Below are 25558 nucleotides of genomic sequence, written 5' to 3'. Positions count from 1 at the left end.
TCCGTACAATCGCGAGCTGTTTACGTCCCGTCAGTAGACTGGGCAGCACCGCGAACGAATCCGAGAGTTTAAACCACCGCCCCATGTCGAAGCTCGATCGCTATCTCCTGCGTGATTTCGTCCAGAGTTTCCTGGCCACTTTGATCGTGCTGCTGGTGGTAAGCGTCGGTGGTGTCCTGGTGGACATCCTCGGCAATATCGCCGACGGCCGCGTACCGGCCCGCCTGCTGTTCTCGCAGCTGGGCCTGCAGTTCATCGTCTACATGCCGCTGATCCTGCCGCTGGCGCTGATGCTGGGCCTGCTGCTGGCCACCGCCCGGCTCTACCGGGACTCGGAAATGGCGGTGCTGACCGCCATCGGGGTGGGGCCCAGGCGGCTGCTGCGCCCGGTGCTGATGCTGGTGCTGCCGGTGGTGGGCCTGATCGGCCTGTGCTCGCTGTGGCTGGGCCCCTGGGCCGACCGCACCAGCGAGACCATGATCGTGGAAGCCAACCGCAGCGTGGCCATGGCCGGGCTGGAGTCGGGCAAGTTCACCAACCTGCCCAACAACGGCGGGGTGGTCTACCTGTCCTCGTTGTCGCCGGACGGCACCCGGCTGGGCAAGGTGTTCCTGCAGCGGCAGAAGGACGACCGCATCGAGGTGGTGTCGGCCGACCACGGCCGCATGTTCTTCGAGGGCGAGCGCCAGCGCTACCTGGAGCTGGATGACGGCCACCAGGTGGAAGGGCCGGCCAACGGCGCGCTGGACTACAAGCTGATGACCTTCGCGCGCAACGACGTGGCCATGCCCGACGGCGCCGATACCCGCCAGAAGGATGACCCCGAACTGCTGCCCACCACCCAGTTGCTGGGTGACCCGCGTCCGGCGGCGCAGGCGCAGCTGCATTCGCGCATCACCCCGCCACTGATCGCGCTGGCGTTCGCGCTGATGACGCTGCCGCTGGCGCGCAGTTCGCCGCGCCAGCAGCGCTACGGGCGGATGATGCTGGCGTTCCTGGCCTATCTGGTGGGCATGAACCTGATGTTCATCGGCACCCGCTGGATCGCCGATGGCAAATTGTCCGGCAGTGTCGGTCTGTGGTGGCTGAGCCTGCCACTGCTGGCGCTGGCGATCTGGATGTACCTGCGTGACGGCAAGCTGTCGCGCCCGCGGAGGACCGCATGAAGCTTCGCCCGATGCGGTTTGATCTTTATCTTGGCCGGTCGGTGTTCGGCACGGTGCTGCTGACCTGGGCCGTCCTGTTGGGGCTGGACGTGGTGATGGCCTTCTCCGGCGAATTCAAGGACGTGGGCAAGGGCGGCTACACGATCGGCCATGCGGCCGCGTGGGTGCTGTACACGGTGCCGCGCCGGGCCTACACGTTCTTCCCGACGGCGGCGGTGATCGGTTCGCTGATGGGGCTGGGGCAGTTGGCGGCGACCTCCGAACTGACCGCGCTGCGCGCGCTGGGCCTGTCGCGCAAGCGCCTGAGCGCGTCGGTGGCGATCGCGCTGTCGTTGTTGACGGCGGTGATGGTGTTGACCGGCGAGACGCTGGCACCGTGGGCGCAGAGCCGGGCCGACGACATCCGGATGAGCGCCAAGTGGGGCAACGACATGGCGGTGGCCCGCTATTCGGGCGTGTGGGCACGCGAGGGCGATACGTTCCTCAACGCGGGCGCAGGCGACGAGCAGCTGCTGCCGGGCGGTGGGACCAAGCTGGTGCTGCGCGATGTGCGGCTGTACAAGATCGGCGACGACGGCAAGCTGGCGTCGTTGACGTATGCGGGCACGGCCGAGCACGGCGATACGGGCTGGGTGTTGAACAAGGTGCGCCGGGATACGTTTGGGGAGCGCTCGGCGACGCGTGAGACGGTGGAATCGGAGCCGTGGAACTCGAAGCTGGATGCGGCGGCGCTGGCCAGCGGCATGTCCAAGCCGCGCAACCTGCGCGCGTCGGACCTGCGCACGAGTATCGAGTACCGCAAGCGCAATGGGCTGGATGCGCGCGATTACGAGGACATCTACTGGAGCCGGTGGTTCTACCCGGTGAATGTGCTGGCGCTGTGCCTGGCGGCGGTGCCGTTCGCATTCGGTTCGCTGCGCAGCGGCGGGATGGGCAAGCGGCTGTTCCTGGGCATTCTGTTCGCGCTGGGCTTCTGGCTGCTGCAGTTGTTCTTCGGGCGGATGGCCGGTGCGTTGAAGTTCGATTACCGCATTGCCTACGCGCTGCCGCCGATCGTGATGCTGGTGGTGTCGGGGATGCTGTTCCGGCGCAAGTCGGGGTAACGCGGCGGCGTTGTGGCGGCGCGCTTTTCTGGGCTACCTGATGGGTGGCTGTGCGCTGACCATCTGCGTGTGGCGTTTCCGTTGCCATCGCGGAGCGGGCCAGGCAGCCCCCTCCAGGACACGCCGTGAACCCATCCATGGGGGCTCCATCCACAACATCCATGTTGTGGAGGGTCCTGGAGGGGGCTGCCTGGCCCGCTCTGGAAGGTGGGTCGGGTGCGGCCAGAATGGTGCCGCCAGGGCCGGCCGCTGGCAGGCTCCCCGCAGAATCTTCACCGCCCAGGTAATTCCGGCCGCTGGCCGGCTCCCCGCAGAATCTTCACCGTCCGGGTAGTGCCGGCCGCTGGCCGGCTCCCCGCAGAATCTTCACCGTCCGGGTAGTGCCGGCCGCTGGCCGGCTCCACGGAACATGTCGGGCAATATCGGGTGCCGGCCAGCGGCCGGCACTACGGTGATGCGTCGGGCGGTATCGGGCGCCGGCCAGCGGCCGGCACTACGCTGATGCGTCAGGCGGTATCGGGCGCCGGCCAGCGGCCGGCACTGCCGTGGGGCGCGGTCAGCGCTTCGGCAGGCGTCGCATGCGGGTGCCGCTGGCGCGGTCGTGCCAGGTCAGGCGCTGGCGGTCGATCAGCGACCACCACAGGCCGAGCCCGCCGAGCAGGACCGAGACGGTGCCGACGGCGTAGCGCAGCCACAGTTGTCGGCGGCTGGGGGCGGTGCCGTCGGTGCTAGTGACCTGCAGGCGCCAAGGGCGCATGCCCAGGGTCTGGCCGCCACGGCGCCAGCTGAGCGTGGCGTACAGGCCGGTGACGATCCAGCAGCACAGCCAGAGCAACCATTGCAGCGCGCTGAAGGGGGCGATGTTGTCGCGCTCGGCATGGCCGGACAGCGTGTAGCCCACGGTGAACAGCGTGCCGGCCAGCATCCACAGCGCCAGCGCGGGGAACAGGTCGTAGAGCAGGGCCAGCAGGCGCCACAGCAGCAGGCTGGCGGGGCGATCGGTGGCGGCAGCGGGAGCGGTGGTGGTGGCCATGGGCCGAGCATACCTGCGCCATGGCGCAGGTTCGATGGCCGGCCCGTGTTCGGCTCCGTATGCTGGTCGCATGTCCGATGCCTCTACCCCCGCGCTGCGCCGCCAGCTGGTGCAGCAACTCCCGCCCCTGCGCGATGCCGACAACGTGCTGATCCAGCGTTTCCTCGATGCGATCTGGGCCGAACAGGGCCTGGCGCAGGCCAGCCTGGACAGCTATCGACGCGACCTGGAGGGCGTGGCGCGCTGGCGCGATGGCGCCGCGGGCGGGTTGGCGGCGATCGACCGGGCCGGCCTGTTCGACTACCTGGCCTGGCGTGCACGGCACGGCTGGTCGCCGCGCAGCAACGCGCGGCTGCTGTCGGCGCTACGCGCGTTTTTCGCCGACGCGCTGCGCCGCGGGCAACGCAGCGAGGACCCCAGCGTGCTGCTGGATCCCCCGCGGCTGCCGCGGTTGCTGCCCAAGGCGCTGGCCGAAAGCCAGATCGAGGCACTGCTGGATGCGCCGGACATCGACACGCCCCTGGGCCTGCGCGACCGGGCGATGCTGGAGCTGATGTACGCCGCCGGCCTGCGCGTGAGCGAACTGGTGCAGCTGCCGGCCAATGCGGTCAACCTGCGCCAGGGCGTGCTGCGGGTGACCGGCAAGGGCAGCAAGGAACGGCTGGTGCCCTTGGGGGAGGAATCCCAGCATTGGCTGGAACGCTACTTGGCGCAGTCGCGGCCGCTGCTGGCCGGCAAGCGCGCAGTGCCGGCCGGGGCCGACGGCTCGGTGCCGATGYTCCTGGAACCGTCGCTGCACCCGCTCAGCCGCCAGCAGTTCTGGGCGCTGGTGAAGAAGTACGCGGCGCTGGCCGGGATCGATCCGGTGCGGATCAGCCCGCATGGGCTGCGCCACAGCTTCGCCACCCACCTGCTCAACCACGGCGCGGACCTGCGGGCGCTGCAGATGCTGCTGGGCCACAGCTCGCTGTCCACCACCCAGATCTACACGCTGGTGGCGCGTGAGCACCTGCAGAAGCTGCACGCCCGGCATCACCCGCGCGGCTGACCTCGCGGGTGGGCCGGCGGGGCGCCCTGTTTCGCTGCGGTCCAGCTGTGCGCCGGGGCGGCTGTGCGAGAATCGCGCTTACCTTCTTTCCTGACGGACTGCTCGATGCTCCGTGTTGCCATTGCCGCCCTCTTCGGCGCGCTCAGCCTGACTGCCTGCGCGCAGCAACCGTCCGCGCCTGCCGCCAGCAAGGGCGCCAGCCCCGCCGCGGCCGCCACTGCGGCACCTGCCGCCGGCAGTGCCGACGAGCGCGTGCGCAGCGCACTGCAGAAACTGGATCCCAAGTTCGCGCCGGATTACATCGGCGCCGCGCCGTTCCCGGGCTTCCGCGAAGTGCTGGTGGGCGGGCAGGTGCTGTACGTCACCGATGACGGCCGCTACCTGATGCAGTCCCAGCCCTACGACATCCAGAACAAGGCGCCGGTCAGCAGTGCCGGTCTGCTGGCATACCGGCAGAAGCTGCTGGCGAAGGTGCCGCAGGCCGAACGCATCGTGTTTGCCGCGCCCAATGCCAAGTACACCGTCAGCGTGTTCACCGATATCGAGTGCGGGTACTGCCGCAAGCTGCACCAGGACATCGCCGAGCTCAACCGCAACGGCATCACCGTGGAATACCTCGCGTTCCCGCGCATGGGCCTGGGCAGCCAGGACTACACCGACATGATTTCGGTGTGGTGCGCGGCCGATCGCAAGCAGGCGCTCACCGCGGCCAAGACCGGCAAGCCGGTGACGCCGAAGAACTGCACCAACCCGGTGGCCATGCAGTACACGCTGGGCCAGCAGATGGGCGTGAACGGCACTCCGGCGATCTTCGCCGCCGATGGCACCCAACTGGGCGGTTACGTGCCGCCGGCACAGCTGAAGGCCGCGCTGGAGCGCACCACGGCCGGCGGCAGCCGCTGAAACCAGAACGCCCCGGCAATGCCGGGGCGTTTTTTTTTGGCGGGTAGAGCCGGGCTCTGCCCGGCTGCACATCACCGTTTCGGTAGAGCCGGGCTCTGCCCGGCTGCACATCACCGTTTCGGTAGAGCCGGGCTCTGCCCGGCTGCACGTTTGCAATGACGTGGTCATCGATCAGCGGGGCAGAGCCCCGCTCTACGTGGTTGCGATCAGCGGGGCAGAGCCCCGCTCTACGGGTCAGTTCAACCCGTCGCTGATGGCCTTGGTCAGGGTGCCCTGCGGGTCATCGCCGCTGAACTCCCAGAAGAACGCGCCGCCCAGTCCCTGGGCTTTCACGTAGCCCATCTTCTCGGTGACCATCGCCGGGGTATCCACGCTCCAGAAGGTGGTGCCGTTGGAGATCCACGTGGCCTTGGCAACGTTGTCGGTGTAGACCGGCCAGTTCAGGTTCTTGAGCACCTTCCAGTCTTCGATGCCGGCTTCATACGTGCCCGGCGCCGCGCCGCTGGCGCTCTTGTACAGGCCGTTGTTGCCACTGGCCACGCCGGTCCAGCCGCGCCCGTAGTAGCCGATGCCCAGGTTCAACTTGGACGCCGGCACGCCACGGCTCAGGAACGCCTCCATCGCATCGTTGCTGTTGTAGAGCTTCTGGTCGCCGGTGGACGGATCGGCCGGGGAGTCGAACAGCGCCGAGTGATGGTTGGTCTGCGGATCCCACGCACCGTGGAAGTCGTAGGTCATCACGTTGATGAAGTCCAGGTACGGGTGGTACGCCGCCGGGTCGGTAACGCGGATCTTGTCGATCCCCGCGCCCACCGCCACGGTCAGCAGCAGCCCGGGCCGCACCGCATCGAGCTGGCGGCGGAACTCGGCCAGCAGCGCGGTGTAGTTGGCGTTGTCGGCCGGGGTACCGCAGCTCAGCCCGCACGCCACCGGGTATTCCCAGTCGATGTCGATGCCATCGAACACGCCCGCCGCCGCGCCCGCGCCACCGGCGCCATCGGTCACCGGCAGGTTGCCCTTGATGTAGGCATCCACGCACGAGGCCACGAAGGCCTGGCGGTTGGCCGGCTGCGCCGCGCTGGAGAAGCCGCGCGACCAGGTCCAGCCACCCAGCGAGATCAGCACCTTCACGTTCGGGTGCTTGGCCTTGAGCTGCTTGAGCTGGTTCCAGTTGCCGCGCAGCGGCTGGTCCCAGGTATCGGCACCGCCACTGACGCTCTCGCCGGCACCGAAGGCCTTGGTGTAGTCGGCGAACGCATCCCCGCCCACGCCGGTGTTCGGGTCGGAGGCCTGGGTCACGCCCACTTCGCAGCGATTGTTGCGCACGTTGCCGAAGGCGTAGTTGATGTGGGTCAGCTTGGCCGCCGAACCGCTGGTGTCGATGTTCTTGACCCGGTAGTTGCGCCCGTAGATGCCCCACTGGGTGAAGTAGCCGATCACCCGCTTGGTGCCGCCGCCGCCGCCGGCCGCGGTGGTCACGCTGATGGAGCCGCTCTGCGCCGAGGCATTGCCGGCGTTGTCGCGGGCACGCACGGTGTAGGTGTAGGCGGTGCTGGCGGTGAGCCCGCCGTCGGTGTACTGGGTGGCGCTGGGCGAGCCGACCAGGCTGCCGTTGCGGTACACGTCATACCCGGCCACGCCGCTGCCGCCGCTGTTGTCGGTGGCTGCGCTCCAGGCCAGGTTGACCGTGGTGGCGGTTTTGGACGGCGAGGCCAGGCCGCCAGGCACGCTGGGCGGGGTGGTGTCGTTGCTGGCGGYGGTGACGGTCACGCTGACCGTGGCCGAGGACGTCACCGCGTTGTTGTTGTCGGTGGCCACCGCCTTGAAGGTGTGGCTGCCGGCCGATGCATTGGCCCAGGTCACGCTGTAGGGCGCGCTGGTGTCGATGCCCAGCGAGGTGCCGCCGCGGAAGAACTCGACCTTGCTGACGCTGCCGTCGCTGTCGGCGGCGTTGGCGCTGACGGTGATGCTGCTGCCGGCGGTGAAGCTGGCTCCGGCGCTGGGCGAGGTCAGGCTGACGGTGGGGGGCTGGTTGCTGCCGCTGCCATCGCAGGCGCCCAGGTTGGTGTAGTAGGGCGCGCCGGCCGGGTGGTCGGGCGGGGCATTCCAGATGTCCTGGTTGGCCCGGTACAGCACGCCCCCTTTCTGCAGGGTGGTGCCGGCGAGGTAGATCACCGCGCCGTTCCATTCCGGCGCGCCGGTACAGTTGGCGGCCAGCGCCACGGTGGGCGTGGCGGCCGCCGCCAGGGCAAGGGCCAGCAGCCAGCGTTTGTGGCGCGCGGCTGGCTGGGAGGATATCGATGTCACCGCACTGCGCATCATCGGGTCAGGCATGGTCTTACTCCGATCTAGTGATGGGCGCGGGCCGCCGGGTGGGGCGGCCCGCGTGCAGCAGGTCCGGGCGCCGGTGAGAGAGGCCGGCAACAGCAGTGGGGGCGGACGAGGGCCTGACCGGCAGGGGTGCCGGGCAGGCGAGGACAACGTTGTCATGCATTCGTCCGCCAATCCGTGAGCCAGCGCAAGGTTCGGCCGTGAAGACGGCGCGGCCGTGCTGACCGCCCGCCAAGCCCCGGCGGCGGACTTCGGTACAATGGTGGGCCCCGTTCCCAACCACGGTTCCCCGGACATGATGGTCCTCGAGGGCGCATCCGCCCTTTCGCCGTTCCGCCGCGAACGTCTTGAATCCCGCCTGCAGTCCCTGGCCGCCGATCTGCGCATCACCGGTGCCTGGCATGTCTACTTCATCCAGACCGAGGGCGATGCGGCCCCGGACCCGGCGATCCTGAGCCGGATCCTGGAAGCCCAGCCGGCACTGGCCGGGCAGGAAGCGGGGGCGGTAACGCGCTTCGTGGTCCCGCGCCTCGGCACCTTGTCGCCGTGGTCGAGCAAGGCCACCGAACTGGTGCGCGGCGCCGGGCAGCCGATCCGCCGGGTGGAGCGCGGCCTGCGCATCGACCTGGCCGGGTGGCCGGCCGATGCCGCCGCCCAGGCGGCAGTGGTGCGCGCGCTGCACGACCCGATGACCCAGTCGGTGCTGGACCAGGCAGACCAGGCCCAGGCGCTGTTCAGCGCGCCGGCCCGGGGTGAACTGGAACGCATCGCGCTGGAGGACCTGGAAGCGGCCAACCGCCGCCTCGGCCTGGCGATGGCCCAGGACGAGATCGACTACCTGCGCCAGCGCTTCGGCGAACTGGGCCGCAAGCCGTCGGACGTGGAACTGATGATGTTCGCGCAGGCCAATTCCGAGCACTGCCGCCACAAGATCTTCAACGCCAGCTGGACCATCGACGGCGCCGACCAGCCGCATTCGCTGTTCCGCATGATCAAGAACACCCACCAGCAGACCCCGCAGCACACGTTGAGCGCGTACAGCGACAACGCCGCGGTGGTCGCCGGCCTGCCCGCATCGCGCTACCGCCCCGATCCGGCCAGTGGCCAGTACCGCAGCGAAGCGGTGGTCGATTCGGCGTTCTGCATCAAGGTGGAAACCCACAACCATCCCACCGCGATCGCCCCGTTCCCGGGTGCGTCGACCGGTGCCGGCGGTGAAATCCGCGACGAAGGCGCCACCGGCCGCGGCGGCAAGCCGAAGGCCGGCCTGACCGGCTTCTCGGTCTCGCACCTGCGCATCCCGACGCTGCCGCAGCCGTGGGAAGCGCCGCGCGCGCTGAACCCGCGCATGGCCCCGGCGCTGGACATCATGCTGGACGGCCCGCTGGGCGGCGCCGCCTTCAACAACGAGTTCGGCCGCCCCAACCTGCTGGGGTATTTCCGCAGCTTCGAACTGCCCGAAGGGCAGGGCCTGACCCGCGCCTACGACAAGCCGATCATGCTCGCCGGCGGCCTGGGCGCCATCGACCAGAACCAGGTCGAAAAGCTGACCCTGCAGCCGGGCGATGCGGTGATCGTGCTGGGTGGCCCGGCCATGCTGATCGGCCTGGGCGGCGGTGCCGCCAGTTCGGTGGCCTCCGGTGAAAGCGCCGAAGACCTCGACTTTGCCAGCGTGCAGCGCGACAACCCGGAAATGGAGCGTCGCTGCCAGGAAGTGATCGACCGTTGCGTGGCGCTTGGGCTGGACAACCCGATCCGCTGGTTCCATGACGTGGGCGCGGGCGGTCTGTCCAACGCGATTCCCGAGCTGCTGCACGACTCCGGCGTGGGCGGTGTGATCGACCTGGGCAAGGTGCCCGCCGATGACCCGTCGTTGTCGCCGATGCAGTTGTGGTGCAACGAATCGCAGGAACGCTACGTGCTGGGCGTGCCGCAGGCGCGGCTGGCCGAGTTCGCCGCGATCTGTGCGCGCGAGCGCTGCCCGTTCGCCGCTGTTGGCGTCGCGACCGCTGAAGAGCGGCTCGTCGTGGCCTACGGCGCCACCGTGGGCAACATCCCGGCCGATGCCCCGATCGACCTGCCGATGGACGTGCTGTTCGGCAAGGCGCCGAAGATGCACCGCGACACCGCGCACCCGCCCGCACCGCGCTGGCCGGCGCTGAAGACCGCCGGGCTGGACCTGCATGAAGCGGGCCTGCGCGTGCTGGCGCATCCTTCGGTCGCCTCGAAGAACTTCCTGGTCACCATCGGCGACCGCAGCGTGGGCGGGTTGACCGCACGCGAGCAGATGATCGGCCCGTGGCAGCTGCCGCTGGCCAACGTCGCCATCACCCTGGCCGGTTTCGACACCGTGGCCGGTGAAGCGATGGCCATTGGCGAACGCACCCCGCTGGCCCTGCTCGATGCAGCGGCCTCGGCCCGCATGGCCGTGGGCGAGGCGATCACCAACCTGTGCGCCGCCCCGGTGGATGCACTGGAGACGGTGAAGCTGTCGGCCAACTGGATGGCCGCCGCCGGCCACAACGGCGAAGACGCGCTGCTGTACGACGCGGTGCGCGCGGTGGGCATGGAGCTGTGCCCGCAGCTGGACCTGAGCATTCCGGTCGGCAAGGACTCGCTGTCGATGCAGGCGCAGTGGCACGCCGATGGCCAGGCGCACAAGTCGGTGTCGCCGGTCTCGCTGGTGATCTCCGCGTTCGCGCCGGTGGCCGATGCCAACGCGCAGCTCACCCCGCTGCTGGACCGCGACACCGACAGCGAGTTGTGGCTGATCGGCCTGGGCGCCGGCAAGCAGCGCCTGGGCGGCTCGATCCTGGCCCAGGTGCATGCCGACCACAGCGACCTGCCCGCGTTTGCCGGCGCCGTGCCGGACCTGGACGACGCGCAGCGCCTGCGCGCGTTCTTCGAACTGATCCGCGATGCGCGCCAGGCCGGCCTGCTGCTGGCCTACCACGACCGCAGCGACGGCGGTGCCTTCGCCGCGCTCTGCGAAATGGCGTTCGCCTCGCGGCTGGGCCTGGACATCACCCTGGATGCCTGGGGCGATGATCCGTTCCGCAGCCTGTTCAATGAAGAACTGGGTGCGGTGGTGCAGATCGCCAAGGAAGACCGTGCTGCGTTCGCTGATCTGGTCGAGCGCCATGCACTGACCGAATGCGCGCAGCGCATCGCGCGTCCGACCACCGCCCCGGTGGTGCGTGTCTCGCTGCAGGGCGAAAGCCTGGTCGAGTGGCGCTGGGAAGCGCTGTTCGATGCCTGGTGGTCGGTCACCCACGCCATGCAGAAGCTGCGCGACAACCCCGACAACGCCGACCAGGAGCGTGCGATCGCGCGCAACTTCAACGCGCCGGGCCTGAAGCCGAAGCTGACCTTCGATATCAACGAAGACGTGGGAGCCCCGTTCATCAACACCGGCGCGCGCCCGCGCGTGGCGGTGCTGCGCGAGCAGGGCGTCAACGGCCAGATTGAAATGGCCAACGTCTTCGAACGTGCCGGCTTCAGTTCGTTCGATGTGCACATGAGCGACCTGATCGAAGGCCGCGTCGCGCTGTCCGATTTCACCGGTCTGGTCGCCTGCGGTGGCTTCAGCTACGGCGACGTGCTGGGGGCTGGCCGCGGTTGGGCCACTTCGGTGCTGGAACGCAGCGCACTGCGCGATGCCTTCGCCGCGTTCTTCGCGCGTGACGACAGCTTCGCCCTGGGCGTGTGCAACGGCTGCCAGATGATGAGCCAGCTCAAGGACATCATCCCCGGTGCCGAGCACTGGCCGCAGTTCCGCCGCAACCGCAGCGAGCAGTTTGAAGCGCGTACCGCGTTGCTGGAAGTGGTGGAGTCGCCGTCGATCCTGCTGCGTGGCATGGCCGGCTCGCGCCTGCCGGTCGCGGTGGCCCATGGCGAAGGCCAGGCGGTGTTCGCCACGGCCGTGGACCAGGCCGCCGCACGCGTCTCGCTGCGCTACGTGGATGGCGATGGCAACGTGGCCACCCAGTACCCGCTCAACCCGAACGGTTCGCCGGACGGCATCACCGGCCTGACCACCAGCGACGGCCGCGTCACCATCATGATGCCGCACCCCGAGCGCACCCCGCGCGCGCTCAACCTGAGCTGGCGTCCGAGTGAGTGGCAGGGTGACTCGCCGTGGCTACGGATGTTCCGCAACGCACGCGTATGGTGCGGCTGATACTGCGCACGCCATTGTTGTCGACGCGGTGAAAATCGCGTGAAGAAACCGCCGGCACGTCCGGCGGTTTTCTTTTGTGCGGAATGGAAAATGATCGGCAGCAAGGAGTTACACCGCGTTACAACGTGAAAATGCGTTATAGCCATTACTCACATGAAACTAACGTAATCAGCATGTTTCTCGTCAGTTTTGTGACGCAGATCGCTGTCGGAAGTTTTTCTACGTCAAAGTCTTGACGTTCCTGAAACTGTACGTTAACACTGCATCCTCATTTCGAAAGCGTTCAGTTCTGCAGTAACCGCATGGATGGCGAGTCGGCTGTACTTCTGTAGCAAGCCATTCGGCGCAACGCAGTAAATCAAGCGAGTACACGCCCCCAGGGGACGTTGGACCACACGGTCCGGCGTTGGCGTCGCTTTGCCCAAAACCAGCCCACTCAGGAGTCGCATCGATGAATCGGATTTATCGCAAGGTCTGGAACAAAGCACTGGGGCAGATGGTTGTCGCCTCGGAATTGGCCACCAGCCAGTCTGCCGGCGTGGTCATCGACCAGCGACGATCCACCGACACGCGCGCCTCGTCGCTGCTGTCGGGTGCCATCGCGTTGACACTCGGGTTGGGCATGGCGGGGCTCGCGCCGGCGGCGTTGGCGCAGTCGGTGGAAGTGGGCGGCAATGCCAACTGCGTCGTGCTCAACAGCAAGATCCTCGACAGTTGCGTGGTGGATGGCAGCGCCAGCGCGACCGGCAGCAATGCGGTGGCCATCGGCAGCAACAGCACCGCGTCGGCCAATAACAGCGTCGCGCTCGGTGCCGGCTCCAAGGCCAACCGCGTCAACACGGTGTCGGTGGGTGACGCCGGCAAGGAGCGCCAGGTCACCAACGTGGCCGCCGGCACCGCCGCCACCGATGCGGTGAACAAGGCCCAGCTGGACAAGGTGGCGGTCGCTGCCGAAGGCGCGACCCGCTATTTCAAGGCAGACGGCGCAGGCAACAGCAGCGACGCGGCCACGATCGACGGTGACGGCGCGCTTGCCGCCGGTGCCGATGCCAACGCCGATGGCGACGGCGCCACCGCCGTGGGGCAGGGCAGCCAGGCGCTGGCCAATGCCACCACGGCGACCGGCAGCCAGGCCATTGCGGGCGGCCTGGGCGCCAGCGCCTTCGGCCAGAACTCGCTGGCCTTCGGTGACGCCAGCACGGCGGTGGGGCAGAGCGCCGCCGCCTTCGGTCTGGGTGACGTAGCGCTGGGCGCACACGCACTGGCCGCCAGCGAGAACGGTGCGGCCACCGCGATTGGCGGCCTGGCCGAAGCCAGCGCCGACGGTGCCACCGCCATTGGTGGCGGCGCATTGGCCATCGGCGCGGGCAGCACCTCGCTCGGCCGTGGCGCCGGCAGCGGCGGTGAAGCCTCGGTGGCGGTCGGCGCGTTCAGCGTGGCCGTGGCCGATTTCAGCGCCGCGCTCGGGTCCAATTCCGCGGCCGTGGCCGTGGGCAGCGTGGCGCTCGGCGCCGGTTCCTACGCCGATCGCATCGACACGGTATCGGTAGGCAACGGCGAAACCGGTCTGCGCCGCCAGATCACCAACGTGGCCGATGGCACCGACGCCAACGATGCCGTGAACAAATCCCAGCTGGATGCCGTGGGCGAAGTGGCGGCCACCACCCGCAAGTACTTCCAGGCGACCGGCAGCGACGACAGCGATGCCGGCGCGTACGCCGACGGCGACAACGCGACCGCCATCGGTGAAGCGTCCAACGCACTCGGCAACGGTGCCACCGCGCTCGGCAGTGGTGCCACCGCGGTGGCACAGAACGCCACGGCGGTCGGCTTCAATGCCGTAGCCAGCGGCCAGAACAGCGCCGCCTTCGGCAACAACGCGCAGGCCAACGGCCCGGGCAGCGTGGCGGTCGGTGGCGCGGCGGTGGATGCCGATGGCAACCCGCTGATCACTAACGGCGGCGTGCCGGTCGATACCGGTGCCACCAGCGCCGGCGTCGGCGGTACCGCCGTGGGTGCCAGTGCCGAAGCGGCCGGCTTCGCCTCGTCGTCCTACGGTGTCGGCGCGTACGCCGGCGGCGCGCAGTCGTCCGCCTTCGGCGCGGTGTCCAACGCCATCGGCGACTACTCCACCGCCGTCGGCACGCAGAGCGTGGCCACCGGCAACAGCAGCACCGCCATCGGCGGCCCGGCCGACCTGCTGCCGGGCCTGGGCTTCTTCGTGCAGACCCAGGCCAGTGGTGAAGCGGCGACCGCCGTGGGCGCCGGCGCGATCGCCAGCGGCGATTACGCCACCGCCAACGGCACCCTGACTGAAGCGTCGGGCACCGAAGCCACCGCCGTGGGCTACTTCGCCTACGCGCCGGGTGAGGGTGCCACCGCGCTGGGCGCGGAAACCTGGGCCAGCGGCGAACTCAGCACCGCAGTCGGTTTCTACGCCACCGCACGCGGCGCCAACAGCGTTGCGCTGGGCGCCAATTCCACCGCCACCCGCGCCAACACCGTCTCGGTGGGCGATGTCGGCAACGAACGCCAGATCACCCATGTGGCGGCCGGTACCGACGCCACCGATGCGGTCAACAAGGCGCAGCTGGATGGTGTGGCCCAGGTGGCCAACGTCACCGCCAGCCGCTTCAAGGCCAATGGCTCCGATGACAGCGACGTGGGCGCCTTTGCCGACGGCGACGGCGCGCTCGCCGCGGGCGAAGCCAGCAATGCGCTGGGCGCCGGTGCGGCCGCACTCGGCAACGGGGCCAACGCACTGGGCGACGACACCGTGGCCGTGGGCCGCAATGTCAGCGCGAACGGCAACGGCAGCGTCGCCATCGGCGGCCTCGGCCAGGCCTATGACGAGTTCAACCAGCCGCTGGTCGATGCCGACGGCAACGCCGTCAAGGTAGGCACCACCGCGGCCCAGGATGCGGTGGCCGTGGGTGCGGGGGCATTGGCCACCGGCACCACCAGCAACGCGTTCGGCAGCGGTGCGCAGGCCACCGGCAACAACAGCCTGGCCGCCGGCTACAAGGCGCGCGCCACCGGCGACTACAGCGTTGCGCAGGGCGACAACGCCTTCGCCAGCGGCGAGGAAACCACCGCCACCGGCGCCTACGCATGGGCCACCGAAGACGGTGCCACCGCGTTCGGCGCCAGCGCTTGGGCCACCGCGGCCAACGGCACTGCGGTGGGTCAATCGGCGTGGGCCAGCGGCACCGGCTCCACCTCGATCGGCTACAACAGCTGGGCCCGCGGCAGCAGCGCCACCGCGCTGGGCCGCGGGGCATTCGGCTACGGCGACAACAGCGTCGCGGTCGGTTTCCAGGCGCTGGGCAACAGCATCAACACCATCGCCATCGGCACCAACGTGGTGGCCGGCGGTGAAAGCGCGATCGGCATCGGTGCCGGCAGCAATGCCAGTGCGTCCAATGCGGTGGCACTCGGCGCCGGTTCGGTCGCCGACCGCGCGTACACCGTATCGGTGGGCAGCAGCACCCGCCAGCGCCAGGTCACCAACGTCGCCGCCGGTACCCAGGGCACCGATGCGGTGAACCTGGACCAGCTCACCGACGCCACCGCGCAGTTCCAGGCCAGCGGTGAAGGCGTGGCCGTGGCCGGGGGTGAGGAAAGCGTGGCCGCCGGTTCCAACGCGGCCACCGATGGCGACTACGCCACCGCCGTGGGCTCGGCCAGCTTCGCTGCCGGCAGCGGTGCCACCGCGCTGGGCAGCGGTGCGTTCGCACTGGCCGACAACGCCAGTGCGGTGGGCTTCAATGCACTGGCCAGCGGTGCCAACGCGATCGCCGTGGGCGCCAATGCGCAGGCCAGCGGCGAATACGCCACCGCCACCGGCGCCGAAAGCGAGGCCTCCGGCGAGCAGAGCACCGCTACCGGTGCGGCCAGCGTCGCATCCGGTGCGGGCAGCTTCGCCGGCGGTGCGTTGTCCGACGCGGCCGGCGAAGAGTCGGTGGCGCTGGGCTACTACAGCAGCGCCAGCGGCCAGGGCGCCACCGCCGTGGGCGCCGAAAGCGTGGTCAGCGGCACCTTGTCGGCCGGCTACGGCTTCGGTGCTGAAGCCACCGCCGGCTACACCACCGCCATCGGTGGCCTGGCCGTGGCCAGCGCCTTCAACGCCACCGCGCTGGGCAGCTTCGCCCAGGCCACCGGGTCCAACAGCGTGGCCGTCGGCGGCGATGCCGAAGCCTCCGGGGCCTACAGCACCGCCACCGGCCAGGGCAGCCTGGCCACCGGCACCAACAGCGTGGCCGTGGGTGGTTCGCTGTTCGGCCTGCTGGCCACCGAAGCCTCGGGCAACTACTCCACCGCCGTGGGCGGCGGGGCGTGGTCGCCGGGCGTGAACAGCACCGCGCTCGGCAACGCCGCCACCTCCAGTGGTGAAAACAGCGTGGCCCTCGGTGCCGATTCCATCGCCGACCGCGACGACAGCGTGTCGGTGGGCAGTGCCGATGCGCAGCGCCAGATCACCAACGTCGCCGCTGGTACCGAAGGCACCGACGCGGTCAACCTCAACCAGTTGAACGCGGTAGCCGCCGCGGGCGAAGCCACCAGCAAGTACTTCCAGGCCAGCGGCAGCGACAACAGCGATGCCGGTGCGTACGTGGAAGGCGACGACGCCCTGGCCGCCGGTGAAGCGGCCAATGCGATCGGCGACGGTGCCACCGCACTGGGTGCCGGCGCCAATGCGCTGGCCGCCAGCAGCACGGCGGTGGGCACCAACGCACTGGCCAGCGCCGACGGCGCGGCGGCCGTGGGCAGCAATGCGCAGGCCACGGGCGAGAACAGCGTGGCGCTGGGCAGCAACGCCAGCGCCAGCGAGATCGGCGCCAGCGCGGTCGGCGGCGGTGCCATCGCCAGCGGCGCCTATGCCACCGCCAACGGCTTTGAGTCGTCGGCCAGTGGCCAGCAGGCCACCGCAACCGGCTTCCGCAGCACCGCCTCGGACGCGGGCGCCTCGGCGTTCGGCAGTTACAGCGAAGCCACCGGGCGCCTGTCCAACGCATTGGGCTACGGCGCGATCGCGTCCAACGCCCTGGCCACCGCCGTCGGTACGTCGGCCACGGCCTCCGGTGCCAGTTCGGTGGCGCTGGGTGAATCCAGCGAAGCGACCGGCGATGAAAGCGTGGCCATCGGCGGCTCGACCTTCTTCGGCCTGCTGCCGGCCCGTGCCAGCGGCACCGGTGCGGCGGCGTTCGGCGCCGGTGCATGGGCGACCGACGACTACGCCACCGCGATCGGCTGGAACTCGTGGGCCGATGCGGCCAACAGCACCGCACTCGGTGCCAATGCCATTGCCGAAGGCGTCAACAGCGTCGCGCTGGGCGCCGGTTCGTCGGCCGAGCGTGACAACACGGTCTCGGTGGGTACGGCAACCGCGCAGCGCCAGATCACCAACGTGGCCGACGGCACCGAAGGCACCGATGCGGTCAACGTCAACCAGTTGAGCGCCGTGGCCGAGGTGGCCGAGCAGACCAACCGCCAGTTCAAGGCATCCGGCAGCGGCAACGGCGATGACGTGGGTGCCTATGTCGATGGCGCCTACGCCACTGCCGCCGGTGAAGCCGCCAACGCGTTCGGCACCGGTGCATCGGCCTATGGCAGCGGCGCGCTGGCCTCCGGTCGCAATGCGTCGGCGTCCGGTTTCAACGCCTCGGCCACCGCCGATTCGGCCACCGCCATCGGTGGCGCGCTGTACTACGAAGATGCCAACGGCAACGTGATCCTGGACAAGGCCACCAGCGCCAGCGGTACCGGCGCCACCGCGCTCGGTGCCGGTGCGCAGGCCACCGGGGTGTTCAGCACCGCCAGCGGTGCCGGCGCCACCTCGGCCGGGCTGCAGTCGGCGGCGTTCGGCTACAGCGCCGAAGCGGGCAGCGACTACAGCACCGCAGTGGGCGCGTTCAGCGCGGCCAGCGGGGTGCGGACCACCGCGCTCGGCTACGGCGCCGAGGCCAGCGGCGACTACGCGTCCGCACTGGGCTGGGGCAGCACCGCATCCGGTGCCTACGCCAACGCCATCGGCTACGCCTCGCAGGCCAGCGGCGCCAACAGCGTGGCCGCCGGTTCCAATGCCTGGGCCACCGCGGCGCAGACCACCGCTGTCGGCCAGCTGGCGTGGGCCACGTCGGCCGGCTCCACCGCGATCGGTCAGGACAGCTACGCCTACAGCGGTCTCAATGCCACGGCAGTGGGCAAGAGCTCCTCGGCCAGTGGCGCCGGCAGCGTCGCGCTGGGCGCCGGTGCACGCACCAGTGAAGCCAACGTGGTCTCGGTCGGTGGCGGTAACGGCACCACCGGTCCGGCCACGCGCCGCATCACCAACGTCGGTGCGGCAGTGAACGCCAACGACGCGGTGAACAAGGCGCAGCTGGACAGCGTGGCGGCCACCGCCGATGCAGTCGGCAAGCACTTCCAGGCCAGCGGCACCGGCGTGGCCACCGCCGGCGGCAGCGATGCGCTTGCTGCCGGGTCGGGCGCTGCCGCCAGTGGCAACCGCAGCAGCGCACTGGGCGCAGCATCGGTGGCCTCGGCCACGGGTGCCACGGCCATCGGCGCCGATGCATCGGCACGGGGTGACAACAGCACGGTGATCGGCCGCTCGGCCTCCACCAATGCCACCAACGGCGTGGCCATCGGCAACGGTGCCTTCGCCAGCAACGGCGCCGGCAGCATCGCCATCGGCGCGGGGGCCGGCGTGTCCGGCGCCGGTTCGGTGGCGCTGGGCGCAGGCGCACGTGCGGTTGAAGCCAACGTGGTGTCGGTGGGCGGTGGCAACGGCACCGATGGTCCGGCCACGCGCCGCATCGTCAACGTCGCGGCCGGCCGCATCGCTGCCGGCAGCACCGATGCGGTGACCGGTGGCCAGCTCAACACCACCAACCAGCGCGTGGGCGCGGTGGAAACCCGTGTGGGTGACATCGACGAGCGCATCGGCTCGGTGGAAACCGTCACCGCCAATGCACTCAGCTACGACGACGCCAGCCGCGACAAGGTCACCTTGTCGGGCGTGCAGGGCACGGTGCTGGACAACGTGGGCAGCGGGTCCATCGCTTCCGGCAGCCGCCAGGCCATCAACGGTGGCCAGCTGTTCCAGTCGCTGTCCGATGCCGCCAGCTTCCTCGGCGGTGGTGCCAGCGTGGGCATGCAGGGCGTGTTCGTGGCCCCCAACTATGTGATCCAGGGGACCACCTACAACAACGTGGGTGACGCGTTGGGTGCGCTCGACCGCAAGGTCAGCGACCTCGACCAGCGCGTGGCCGGTTCGTCCAATGCACGCGCACGCAGCGCAGCGGCACCGACCGCCGATGTGGCCAGTGCGTCGCTGGCCACGGCCGATGAGCGCGTGGCTACTGCCAGCGTGCAGGGCACCCCCACGGCCGCCACTGTCGGCAGTGCACAGGTGGCCAACGCACCGGCCGCCGCCGCACCCACCGCGGTCAACGCGGTGGCCATGGGCGATGGCGCTGTCGCCAGCGGGGCCTCGGCCACCGCGATCGGCCAGGGCGCCTCCGCGACCGCGGCCAACTCGGTCGCGCTGGGCCAGGGCTCGGTTGCCGATCGTGCCGATACGGTGTCGGTGGGCAGCGTGGGCAACGAACGCCAGGTCGCCAACGTTGCCGCCGGCACGCAGGCCACCGATGCGGTCAACAAGGGCCAGCTGGACGGCGGCATCGCCACGGCCAACAGCTACACCGACCAGCGCTTCGGCGCGATGGCCGACAGCTTCGACATCTACAAGGGCGAAATCGACCAGCGCCTGCGCCACCAGGACCGTCGCATCGATCGCCAGGGTGCGATGAGCGCGGCGATGCTCAACATGGCCACCAGTGCCGCCGGCGTGCGGACCCAGAACCGGGTGGGCGTGGGCGTGGGCTACCAGGGCGGGGAGTCGGCGTTGTCGCTGGGCTACCAGCGTGCGCTCAGCGAGCGCGCCACGGTGACCATCGGCGGTGCCTTCAGCAGCGATGACAGCTCGGTGGGCGTGGGTGCCGGCTTCGGCTGGTAAGCAGACGTGGCAAGGCGTGGCCTGGTAGGGGCCACGCTGCAAGCAATGCAAGGCCTGAGGGGGCGGGTCACGGGAACCCTGGCCAGGGCCGGCCAGGGAACTCGCATGGAATGTTGGCCTGAACAGTCGTTTGATCATGACCTTGAAGAGGATTTCAACGTGACCAGTAAGCAGAACCTTCGCATCAACGTGCTGGCAGCCGCGCTGCTGTCGATCTCGGCCGGCTCGGCGTTCGCCGCCAGCCCGCGTACCGAGGAACCCAAGCGCCCGGCCACTGCCGCGCAGCAGAGCAGCAACGGCATCATCGTCAAGTACCGTGCCGGCAGCGCCGCGGCCTCGGACCGCTCGGCCAAGCTGGCGGTGGTCAACTCGGCGCTGTCGCGCGCCACCCTCAACGGTGGCACGGCGCGCGCCGGTGCGCTCAACCCGCAGGTGGTGCGCAAGCTCGGCGTGGGTGCCGACCTGATCCGCCTGCAGAGCCGCCTGGGCGATGCCGAACTGCAGAAGGTGCTGGCCGAACTGAAGGCCGACCCGACCGTGGAATACGCCGTGGTCAATGCGCGCATGCAGCGCGCCGACCTGCGCGCCAAGCCGACCGAAACCAAGCAGCTGGTGCCCAACGATCCGTACTACGCGCAGTACCAGTGGCACTTCGGCAACGCCACCGGCGGCATCAACGCGCCGTCGGCGTGGGACGTGTCGCAGGGCGAGGGCGTGGTGGTGGCGGTGATCGATACCGGCATCCTGCCCAACCATGAAGACTTCAGCGGCAACCTGCTGGAAGGCTACGACTTCATCAGCGATGCCGAAACCTCGCGCCGCCCGACCGACGCCCGCGTCCCGGGTGCGCTGGATTACGGTGACTGGGTGGAGAACGACAACGAGTGCTACACCGGCTCGCTGGCCGAAGACAGCTCCTGGCACGGCACCCACGTGGCCGGCACGGTCGCCGAAGCCACCAACAACGGCGTCGGCATGGCCGGCGTCGCGTACAAGGCGAAGGTGTTGCCGGTGCGCGTGCTCGGCAAGTGCGGCGGCAGCCTGGCCGACATCGCCGATGCCATCACCTGGGCCTCGGGCGGCACCGTGGCGGGCATTCCGGCCAACGCCAACCCGGCTGAAATCATCAACATGAGCCTGGGCGGCAGCGGCGCCTGCGACCCGGTCTACCAGGCCGCGATCAACGGTGCGGTGTCGCGTGGCACGCTGGTGGTGGTGGCGGCAGGCAACGCGGGCGGCAACGTCTCCAATGCACGTCCGGCCAACTGCAACAACGTCGTTGCGGTGGGCGCCACGCGCATCACCGGCGGCATCACCTACTACTCCAACTACGGCGCGGCGGTGGATCTGTCGGCCCCGGGTGGCGGTGGCAGCGTCGACGGCAACCCGGGCGGCTACATCTGGCAGGCCATTTCCAGCAGCACCACCTCGCCGGAACTGGGGACCTCCGATTACGGCGGCAAGGGCGGCACCTCGATGTCCTCGCCGCACGTGGCGGCGGTGGCAGCCCTGGTGCAGAGCGCACGCATCGCCAACAACCGCGACGCGTTCACCCCGGCCCAGCTGGAAACCCTGCTCAAGGAAACCGCGCGCAAGTTCCCGGTGACCATCCCGGCGGCCACCCCGATCGGCACCGGCATCGTCGACGCCAAGGCCGCGCTGGCCAAGGCGCTTGAGGAAGAGTGCACCGAGAACTGCGGTCCCACCGCGATCCCGCTGACCAACAAGGTGGCCGTGGGCGGCCTGAGCGGTGCCGGTGGCAGCGAAGTGCTGTACAGCTTCGACGCACAGGCCGGCAAGGTGCTGAGCCTGCTCACCTACGGCGGCAGCGGCAACGTGTCGGTGTACGTCAGCCAGGGCAAGGAGCCGACCGCGACGGTGTTCGACGCCAAGTCGACCCGCCCGGGCAACAGTGAAACCGTGCGCTTCACCGCGCCGGTGGCGGGCACGTACTACATCAAGCTGGTCGGCGAGTCCGCGTTCAGCGGCGTCAGCGTCATCGCCAACCAGTAACGGGTGTGTGGTTCTTGGGGAGCCGATCTTGTGATCGGCTCCCCATTTTTTTGGGTCCTTGCCTACACCCGCCGGGTAGAGCCACCCCACGGGTGGCTACGCGCGGTGCGCGATCAACGCGGCAGCCACCCATGGGGTGGCTCTACCGGCCGTGGCCGCAGGCCACGTCTGCCACGATTGGCCCAGCCAAGCCGCAGTCGCACGGGCTGCGTCCAATTCACATCGCACCGGCACGTAAAGCGACGCGCTGAACTGCTAAAGTCATGCAGTCGCCAGGAGAGCTTCGTGAACGCGGTTGCCCACGATCCCACTGCAGAAACCACTGCGGAAACCCGCATCGTCGAAGCGTTGCTGCGCAACGGGCGCCTGAAGGAAGGCGACCTGGCGCGGGCACGTCCGCTGCACCGCGAATCCGGCGGCAGCCTGCTGCAGTTGCTGGTGCGGCTGGGCCTGGTGTCCGAACGCGACCACGCCCAGGCCAGCGCCGAGGTGCTGGGGCTGGCCCTGCTCGACGCGCGTGCCGTGCCCGAAGTGGCGCCCGAATCGCTGCTCGATGCACTGCCGCTGTCGTTGCGCTTCCTCAAGCAGTTCCATGTCTGTCCGCTGGCCCTGCACGACGGCGTGCTGGACCTGTGGCTCAGCGATCCGCAGGACCCCTATGCCGCCGACGCCGTGCGCCTGGCGATGGGTGTGCCGGTGCGGCTGCATGTCGGGCTGCGCTCGGAAATCGATGACCTGATCGAGCGCTGGTACGGCCAGGGCCGCAGTGCGATGGGGGCGATCGTCGAAACCGCCGATGGCGAAGGCAGCGCGGTCGACGACATCGAACACCTGCGTGACCTCGCCTCCGAGGCCCCGGTGATCCGCCTGGTCAACCTGGTGATCCAGCGCGCCTTCGAACTGCGCGCCTCGGACATCCACATCGAGCCGTTTGAGAACCGCCTCAAGGTGCGTTACCGCGTCGACGGCGTGTTGATCGAGGGCGAAAGCCCGCCGGCCAACCTCACCGCCGCGGTGATCAGCCGCGTCAAGATCATGGCCCGGCTCAACATCGCCGAACGCCGCCTGCCGCAGGACGGTCGCATCATGCTGCGCGTGCAGGGCAAGGAACTGGACCTGCGCGTGAGCACCGTGCCCACCGCGCACGGCGAGAGCGTGGTGATGCGCCTGCTCGATCGCGATACCGTCATCTTCGATTTCCACCGGCTCGGCTTCACCGATGCGTTCCTGCCCCAGTTCCGCAAGGTGCTCGAGCAGCCGCACGGCATCCTGCTGGTCACCGGCCCGACCGGCTCGGGCAAGACCACCACGCTGTACACCGCGCTCAGCCAGCTCAATACCGCCGACGTCAAGATCATCACCGTGGAAGACCCGGTGGAGTATCAGATCGAAGGCATCAACCAGATCCAGGCCAAGCCGCAGATCGGGCTCGACTTCGCCCACGCGCTGCGCAGCATCGTGCGCCAGGATCCGGACATCATCATGATCGGCGAAATGCGCGACCTGGAAACGGCGCGCATCGCCATCCAGTCCGCGCTTACCGGCCACCTGGTGCTGTCCACGCTGCACACCAACAACGCGGCAGGCGGCATCACCCGCCTGCTCGACATGGGCGTGGAGGATTACCTGCTTACCTCCACCATCAACGGCATCCTGGCCCAGCGCCTGGTGCGCCGGCTGGAGCCCGAACACGCGCAGCGCTACCTGGCCTCGCCGGAGGAAATCGAGAAGTTCGGCCTGCGTCGCCTGCAGCCGCAGGGCGATATTTTCCTGTACCGCGCGCAGCCTTCGGCGATCGCGCCCACCGGCTACCTGGGCCGGACCACCATCATGGAATTCCTGGTGATGAACGACGAGCTGCGCCGCGCGGTGATGCGTCGCGCCGGCATGGGCGAGATCGAGCAGATCGCACGCGCGGCCGGCATGCGCACGATGTACGAGGACGGTCTGGCCAAGGCATTGCAGGGTCACACCACGCTGGAGGAAATCCTGCGCGTGACCGAGGAATCCTGATGCGCATGCATCGCCCCTGGCCGGCGGGCCGCTGAGCATGGCGCTGTACCGCTACAAGGCGCTCAACGCGCACGGCGAACTGTTCGACGGGCAGATGGAGGCCGCCAGCGAGGCCGACGTAGTCAGCCGCCTGCAGGACCAGGGCCACCTGCCGATGGAAGCGCGCCTGGCCAGCGAAGGCGTGGCCACGCCTACCTCGTGGGCCGCACTGCTGCGCCGCAAACCCTTCGACGGCGCCGCGCTGGTGCAGTTCACCCAGCAGCTGGCCACCCTGCTGGGGGCCGGGCAGCCGCTCGACCGCGCGCTGACCATCCTGCTGGACCTGCCCGAAGACGAGCGCAGCCGTCGCGCCATCACCGACATCCGCGACGTGGTGCGCGGCGGCGCGCCATTGTCCACCGCGCTGGAACGCCAGCACGGGCTGTTCTCGCGGCTGTACATCAACATGGTGCGTGCCGGTGAAGCCGGTGGCAGCCTGCACGACACCCTGCAACGCCTGTCGGAGTACCTCGAGCGCAGCGCCGAACTCAAGGGCAGGGTGATCAACGCGTTGATCTACCCGGCGATCCTGCTGGCGGTGGTCGGCGGCGCGCTGCTGTTCCTGCTGGGCTACGTGGTGCCGCAGTTCGCGCTGATGTACGAAAGCCTGGACGTGGCCCTGCCGTGGTTCACCCAGTGGGTGCTGGCCGCCGGCCTGGTGGTGCGCGATGGCTGGCTGGCGATGATCGTGGTGCCGGCGCTGGCCTTGCTGGTGATCGAACGCAAGCTGCGCCAGCCGGCGTTCCGCCTGGCGATGGACGGCTGGCTGCTGCAGCGCAAAGGCATCGGCCCGCTGCTGGCCAAGCTGGAAACCGCGCGGCTGGCGCGCACCCTGGGCACCCTGCTGCGCAACGGCGTGCCGTTGCTGGCCGGGCTGGGCATCGCGCGCAACGTGCTGGGCAACCGCGCGCTGGCCGCCGATGTCGATGCGGCCAGCGACGACGTCAAGAACGGCAACGGCTTGTCGGTGTCGCTGGCGCGCGGCAAGCGCTTCCCCCGCCTTGCCCTGCAGATGATCCAGGTGGGCGAGGAATCCGGCGCGCTGGACACCATGCTGCTCAAGACCGCCGACACCTTCGAGCAGGAAAGCGCGCGTGCCATCGACCGCCTTTTGTCGGCGATGGTGCCGGTGATCACCCTGGTGCTGGCATCGGTGGTCGGGCTGGTGATCGTCGCCGTGCTGGTGCCGCTGTATGACCTGACCAATGCCATCGGCTGACGATGGCGCTTTCGCATTCCCCTGAACCCTGCAAGGAGCCTGCCGCATGCAACGCCGCCTGATCCGCTTCACCTCGCCGCGCCGCCAGGCCGGCATGAGCCTGTTGGAAATCATCATCGTGATCGTGCTGATCGGCGCGGTGCTCACGCTGGTGGGCAGCCGCGTGCTGGGCGGTGCCGACCGCGGCAAGGCCAACATCGCCAAATCGCAGGTCCAGACCGTGGCCGGCAAGGTGGAAAACTACCAGCTGGATACCGGCAAGCTGCCGGCCAAGCTTGATGACCTGGTCACCCAGCCCGGCGGCACCAGTGGCTGGCTGGGCCCGTATGCCAAGCCGGCCGAACTCAATGACCCGTGGGGCCACCCGCTGGAATACCGCGCCCCCGGCGAAGGCCAGCCGTTCGACCTGTTCAGCCTGGGCAAGGATGGCAAGGTGGGTGGCAGCAGCTACGACGCCGACATCAAGTACGAGTAAGCCAGCTTGCTGGTCATC

At 69.3% G+C, this 25558-nt stretch carries 12 protein-coding genes; 10 read left to right on the top strand and 2 right to left on the bottom strand.

Annotation, left to right across the window (positions count from 1 at the left end):
* The first annotated feature begins 83 nt into the window (after positions 1 to 83).
* Both lptF and lptG read left to right on the top strand, forming a co-directional pair.
* On the top strand, positions 84 to 1166 hold the full coding sequence (gene lptF, locus AC1DCJ_RS03880) for an LPS export ABC transporter permease LptF (protein WP_478070164.1): 1083 nt from the start codon (positions 84 to 86) through the stop codon (positions 1164 to 1166).
* A complete protein-coding gene (gene lptG, locus AC1DCJ_RS03875; protein WP_478070163.1) occupies positions 1163 to 2269 on the top strand; it encodes an LPS export ABC transporter permease LptG in 1107 nt (368 codons plus the stop codon). The genes lptF and lptG overlap by 4 nt, the downstream gene beginning before the upstream one ends.
* A 556-nt stretch (positions 2270 to 2825) precedes the next feature.
* On the opposite strand, the gene AC1DCJ_RS03870 is transcribed toward lptG, so the two are convergent.
* Complete coding sequence (locus AC1DCJ_RS03870; RefSeq protein WP_314405399.1) at positions 2826 to 3302, bottom strand: RDD family protein; 477 nt, start codon at positions 3300 to 3302, stop codon at positions 2826 to 2828.
* 70 nt (positions 3303 to 3372) lie between these two features.
* Between AC1DCJ_RS03870 and xerD the strand changes: the two genes are divergently transcribed.
* Positions 3373 to 4350 carry a site-specific tyrosine recombinase XerD gene (gene xerD, locus AC1DCJ_RS03865; protein WP_478070162.1) on the top strand — a complete coding sequence of 326 codons (978 nt, stop codon included), beginning with the start codon at positions 3373 to 3375 and terminating at the stop codon, positions 4348 to 4350.
* Between the two features lie 105 nt (positions 4351 to 4455).
* Positions 4456 to 5253: a thioredoxin fold domain-containing protein gene (locus tag AC1DCJ_RS03860; protein ID WP_141059579.1), complete on the top strand. Its 798-nt coding sequence runs from the start codon at positions 4456 to 4458 to the stop codon at positions 5251 to 5253.
* A gap of 234 nt (positions 5254 to 5487) precedes the next feature.
* Here the strand turns inward: AC1DCJ_RS03860 and AC1DCJ_RS03855 are convergent, their stop codons facing one another.
* Positions 5488 to 7587: a glycosyl hydrolase family 18 protein gene (locus tag AC1DCJ_RS03855; protein ID WP_478070161.1), complete on the bottom strand. Its 2100-nt coding sequence runs from the start codon at positions 7585 to 7587 to the stop codon at positions 5488 to 5490.
* 292 nt (positions 7588 to 7879) lie between these two features.
* On the opposite strand from AC1DCJ_RS03855, the gene purL reads away from it, so the two are divergent.
* The 6 genes from purL (at position 7880) to gspG (ending at position 25540) form a co-directional block, all read left to right on the top strand.
* Complete coding sequence (gene purL, locus AC1DCJ_RS03850) at positions 7880 to 11764, top strand: phosphoribosylformylglycinamidine synthase (RefSeq protein WP_478070160.1); 3885 nt, start codon at positions 7880 to 7882, stop codon at positions 11762 to 11764.
* Positions 11765 to 12215: 451 nt separating this feature from the next.
* The gene (locus AC1DCJ_RS03845; RefSeq protein WP_478070159.1) at positions 12216 to 19781 is read left to right on the top strand and encodes an ESPR-type extended signal peptide-containing protein; all 7566 of its coding nucleotides are present in this window, start codon (positions 12216 to 12218) and stop codon (positions 19779 to 19781) included.
* A 159-nt stretch (positions 19782 to 19940) separates the two neighbouring features.
* The gene (locus tag AC1DCJ_RS03840; RefSeq protein WP_038692525.1) at positions 19941 to 21794 is read left to right on the top strand and encodes a S8 family peptidase; all 1854 of its coding nucleotides are present in this window, start codon (positions 19941 to 19943) and stop codon (positions 21792 to 21794) included.
* A gap of 285 nt (positions 21795 to 22079) precedes the next feature.
* Entirely contained in the window at positions 22080 to 23807 is a 1728-nt protein-coding gene (gene gspE, locus AC1DCJ_RS03835; protein ID WP_478070158.1) for a type II secretion system ATPase GspE, read from the top strand.
* Between the two features lie 37 nt (positions 23808 to 23844).
* Positions 23845 to 25065, top strand: coding sequence for a type II secretion system protein XpsF (xpsF, locus tag AC1DCJ_RS03830; RefSeq protein WP_313425319.1), 1221 nt, complete (start codon positions 23845 to 23847; stop codon positions 25063 to 25065).
* A gap of 46 nt (positions 25066 to 25111) precedes the next feature.
* Positions 25112 to 25540, top strand: coding sequence for a type II secretion system major pseudopilin GspG (gspG, locus tag AC1DCJ_RS03825; RefSeq protein WP_478070157.1), 429 nt, complete (start codon positions 25112 to 25114; stop codon positions 25538 to 25540).
* Positions 25541 to 25558: the final 18 nt, after the last annotated feature.

The organism is Stenotrophomonas sp. 10N36 (genome assembly GCF_056395005.1).
The sequence above is the reverse complement of the archived record's forward strand: the minus strand, read 5'-3'. Positions and strand labels throughout refer to the sequence as shown.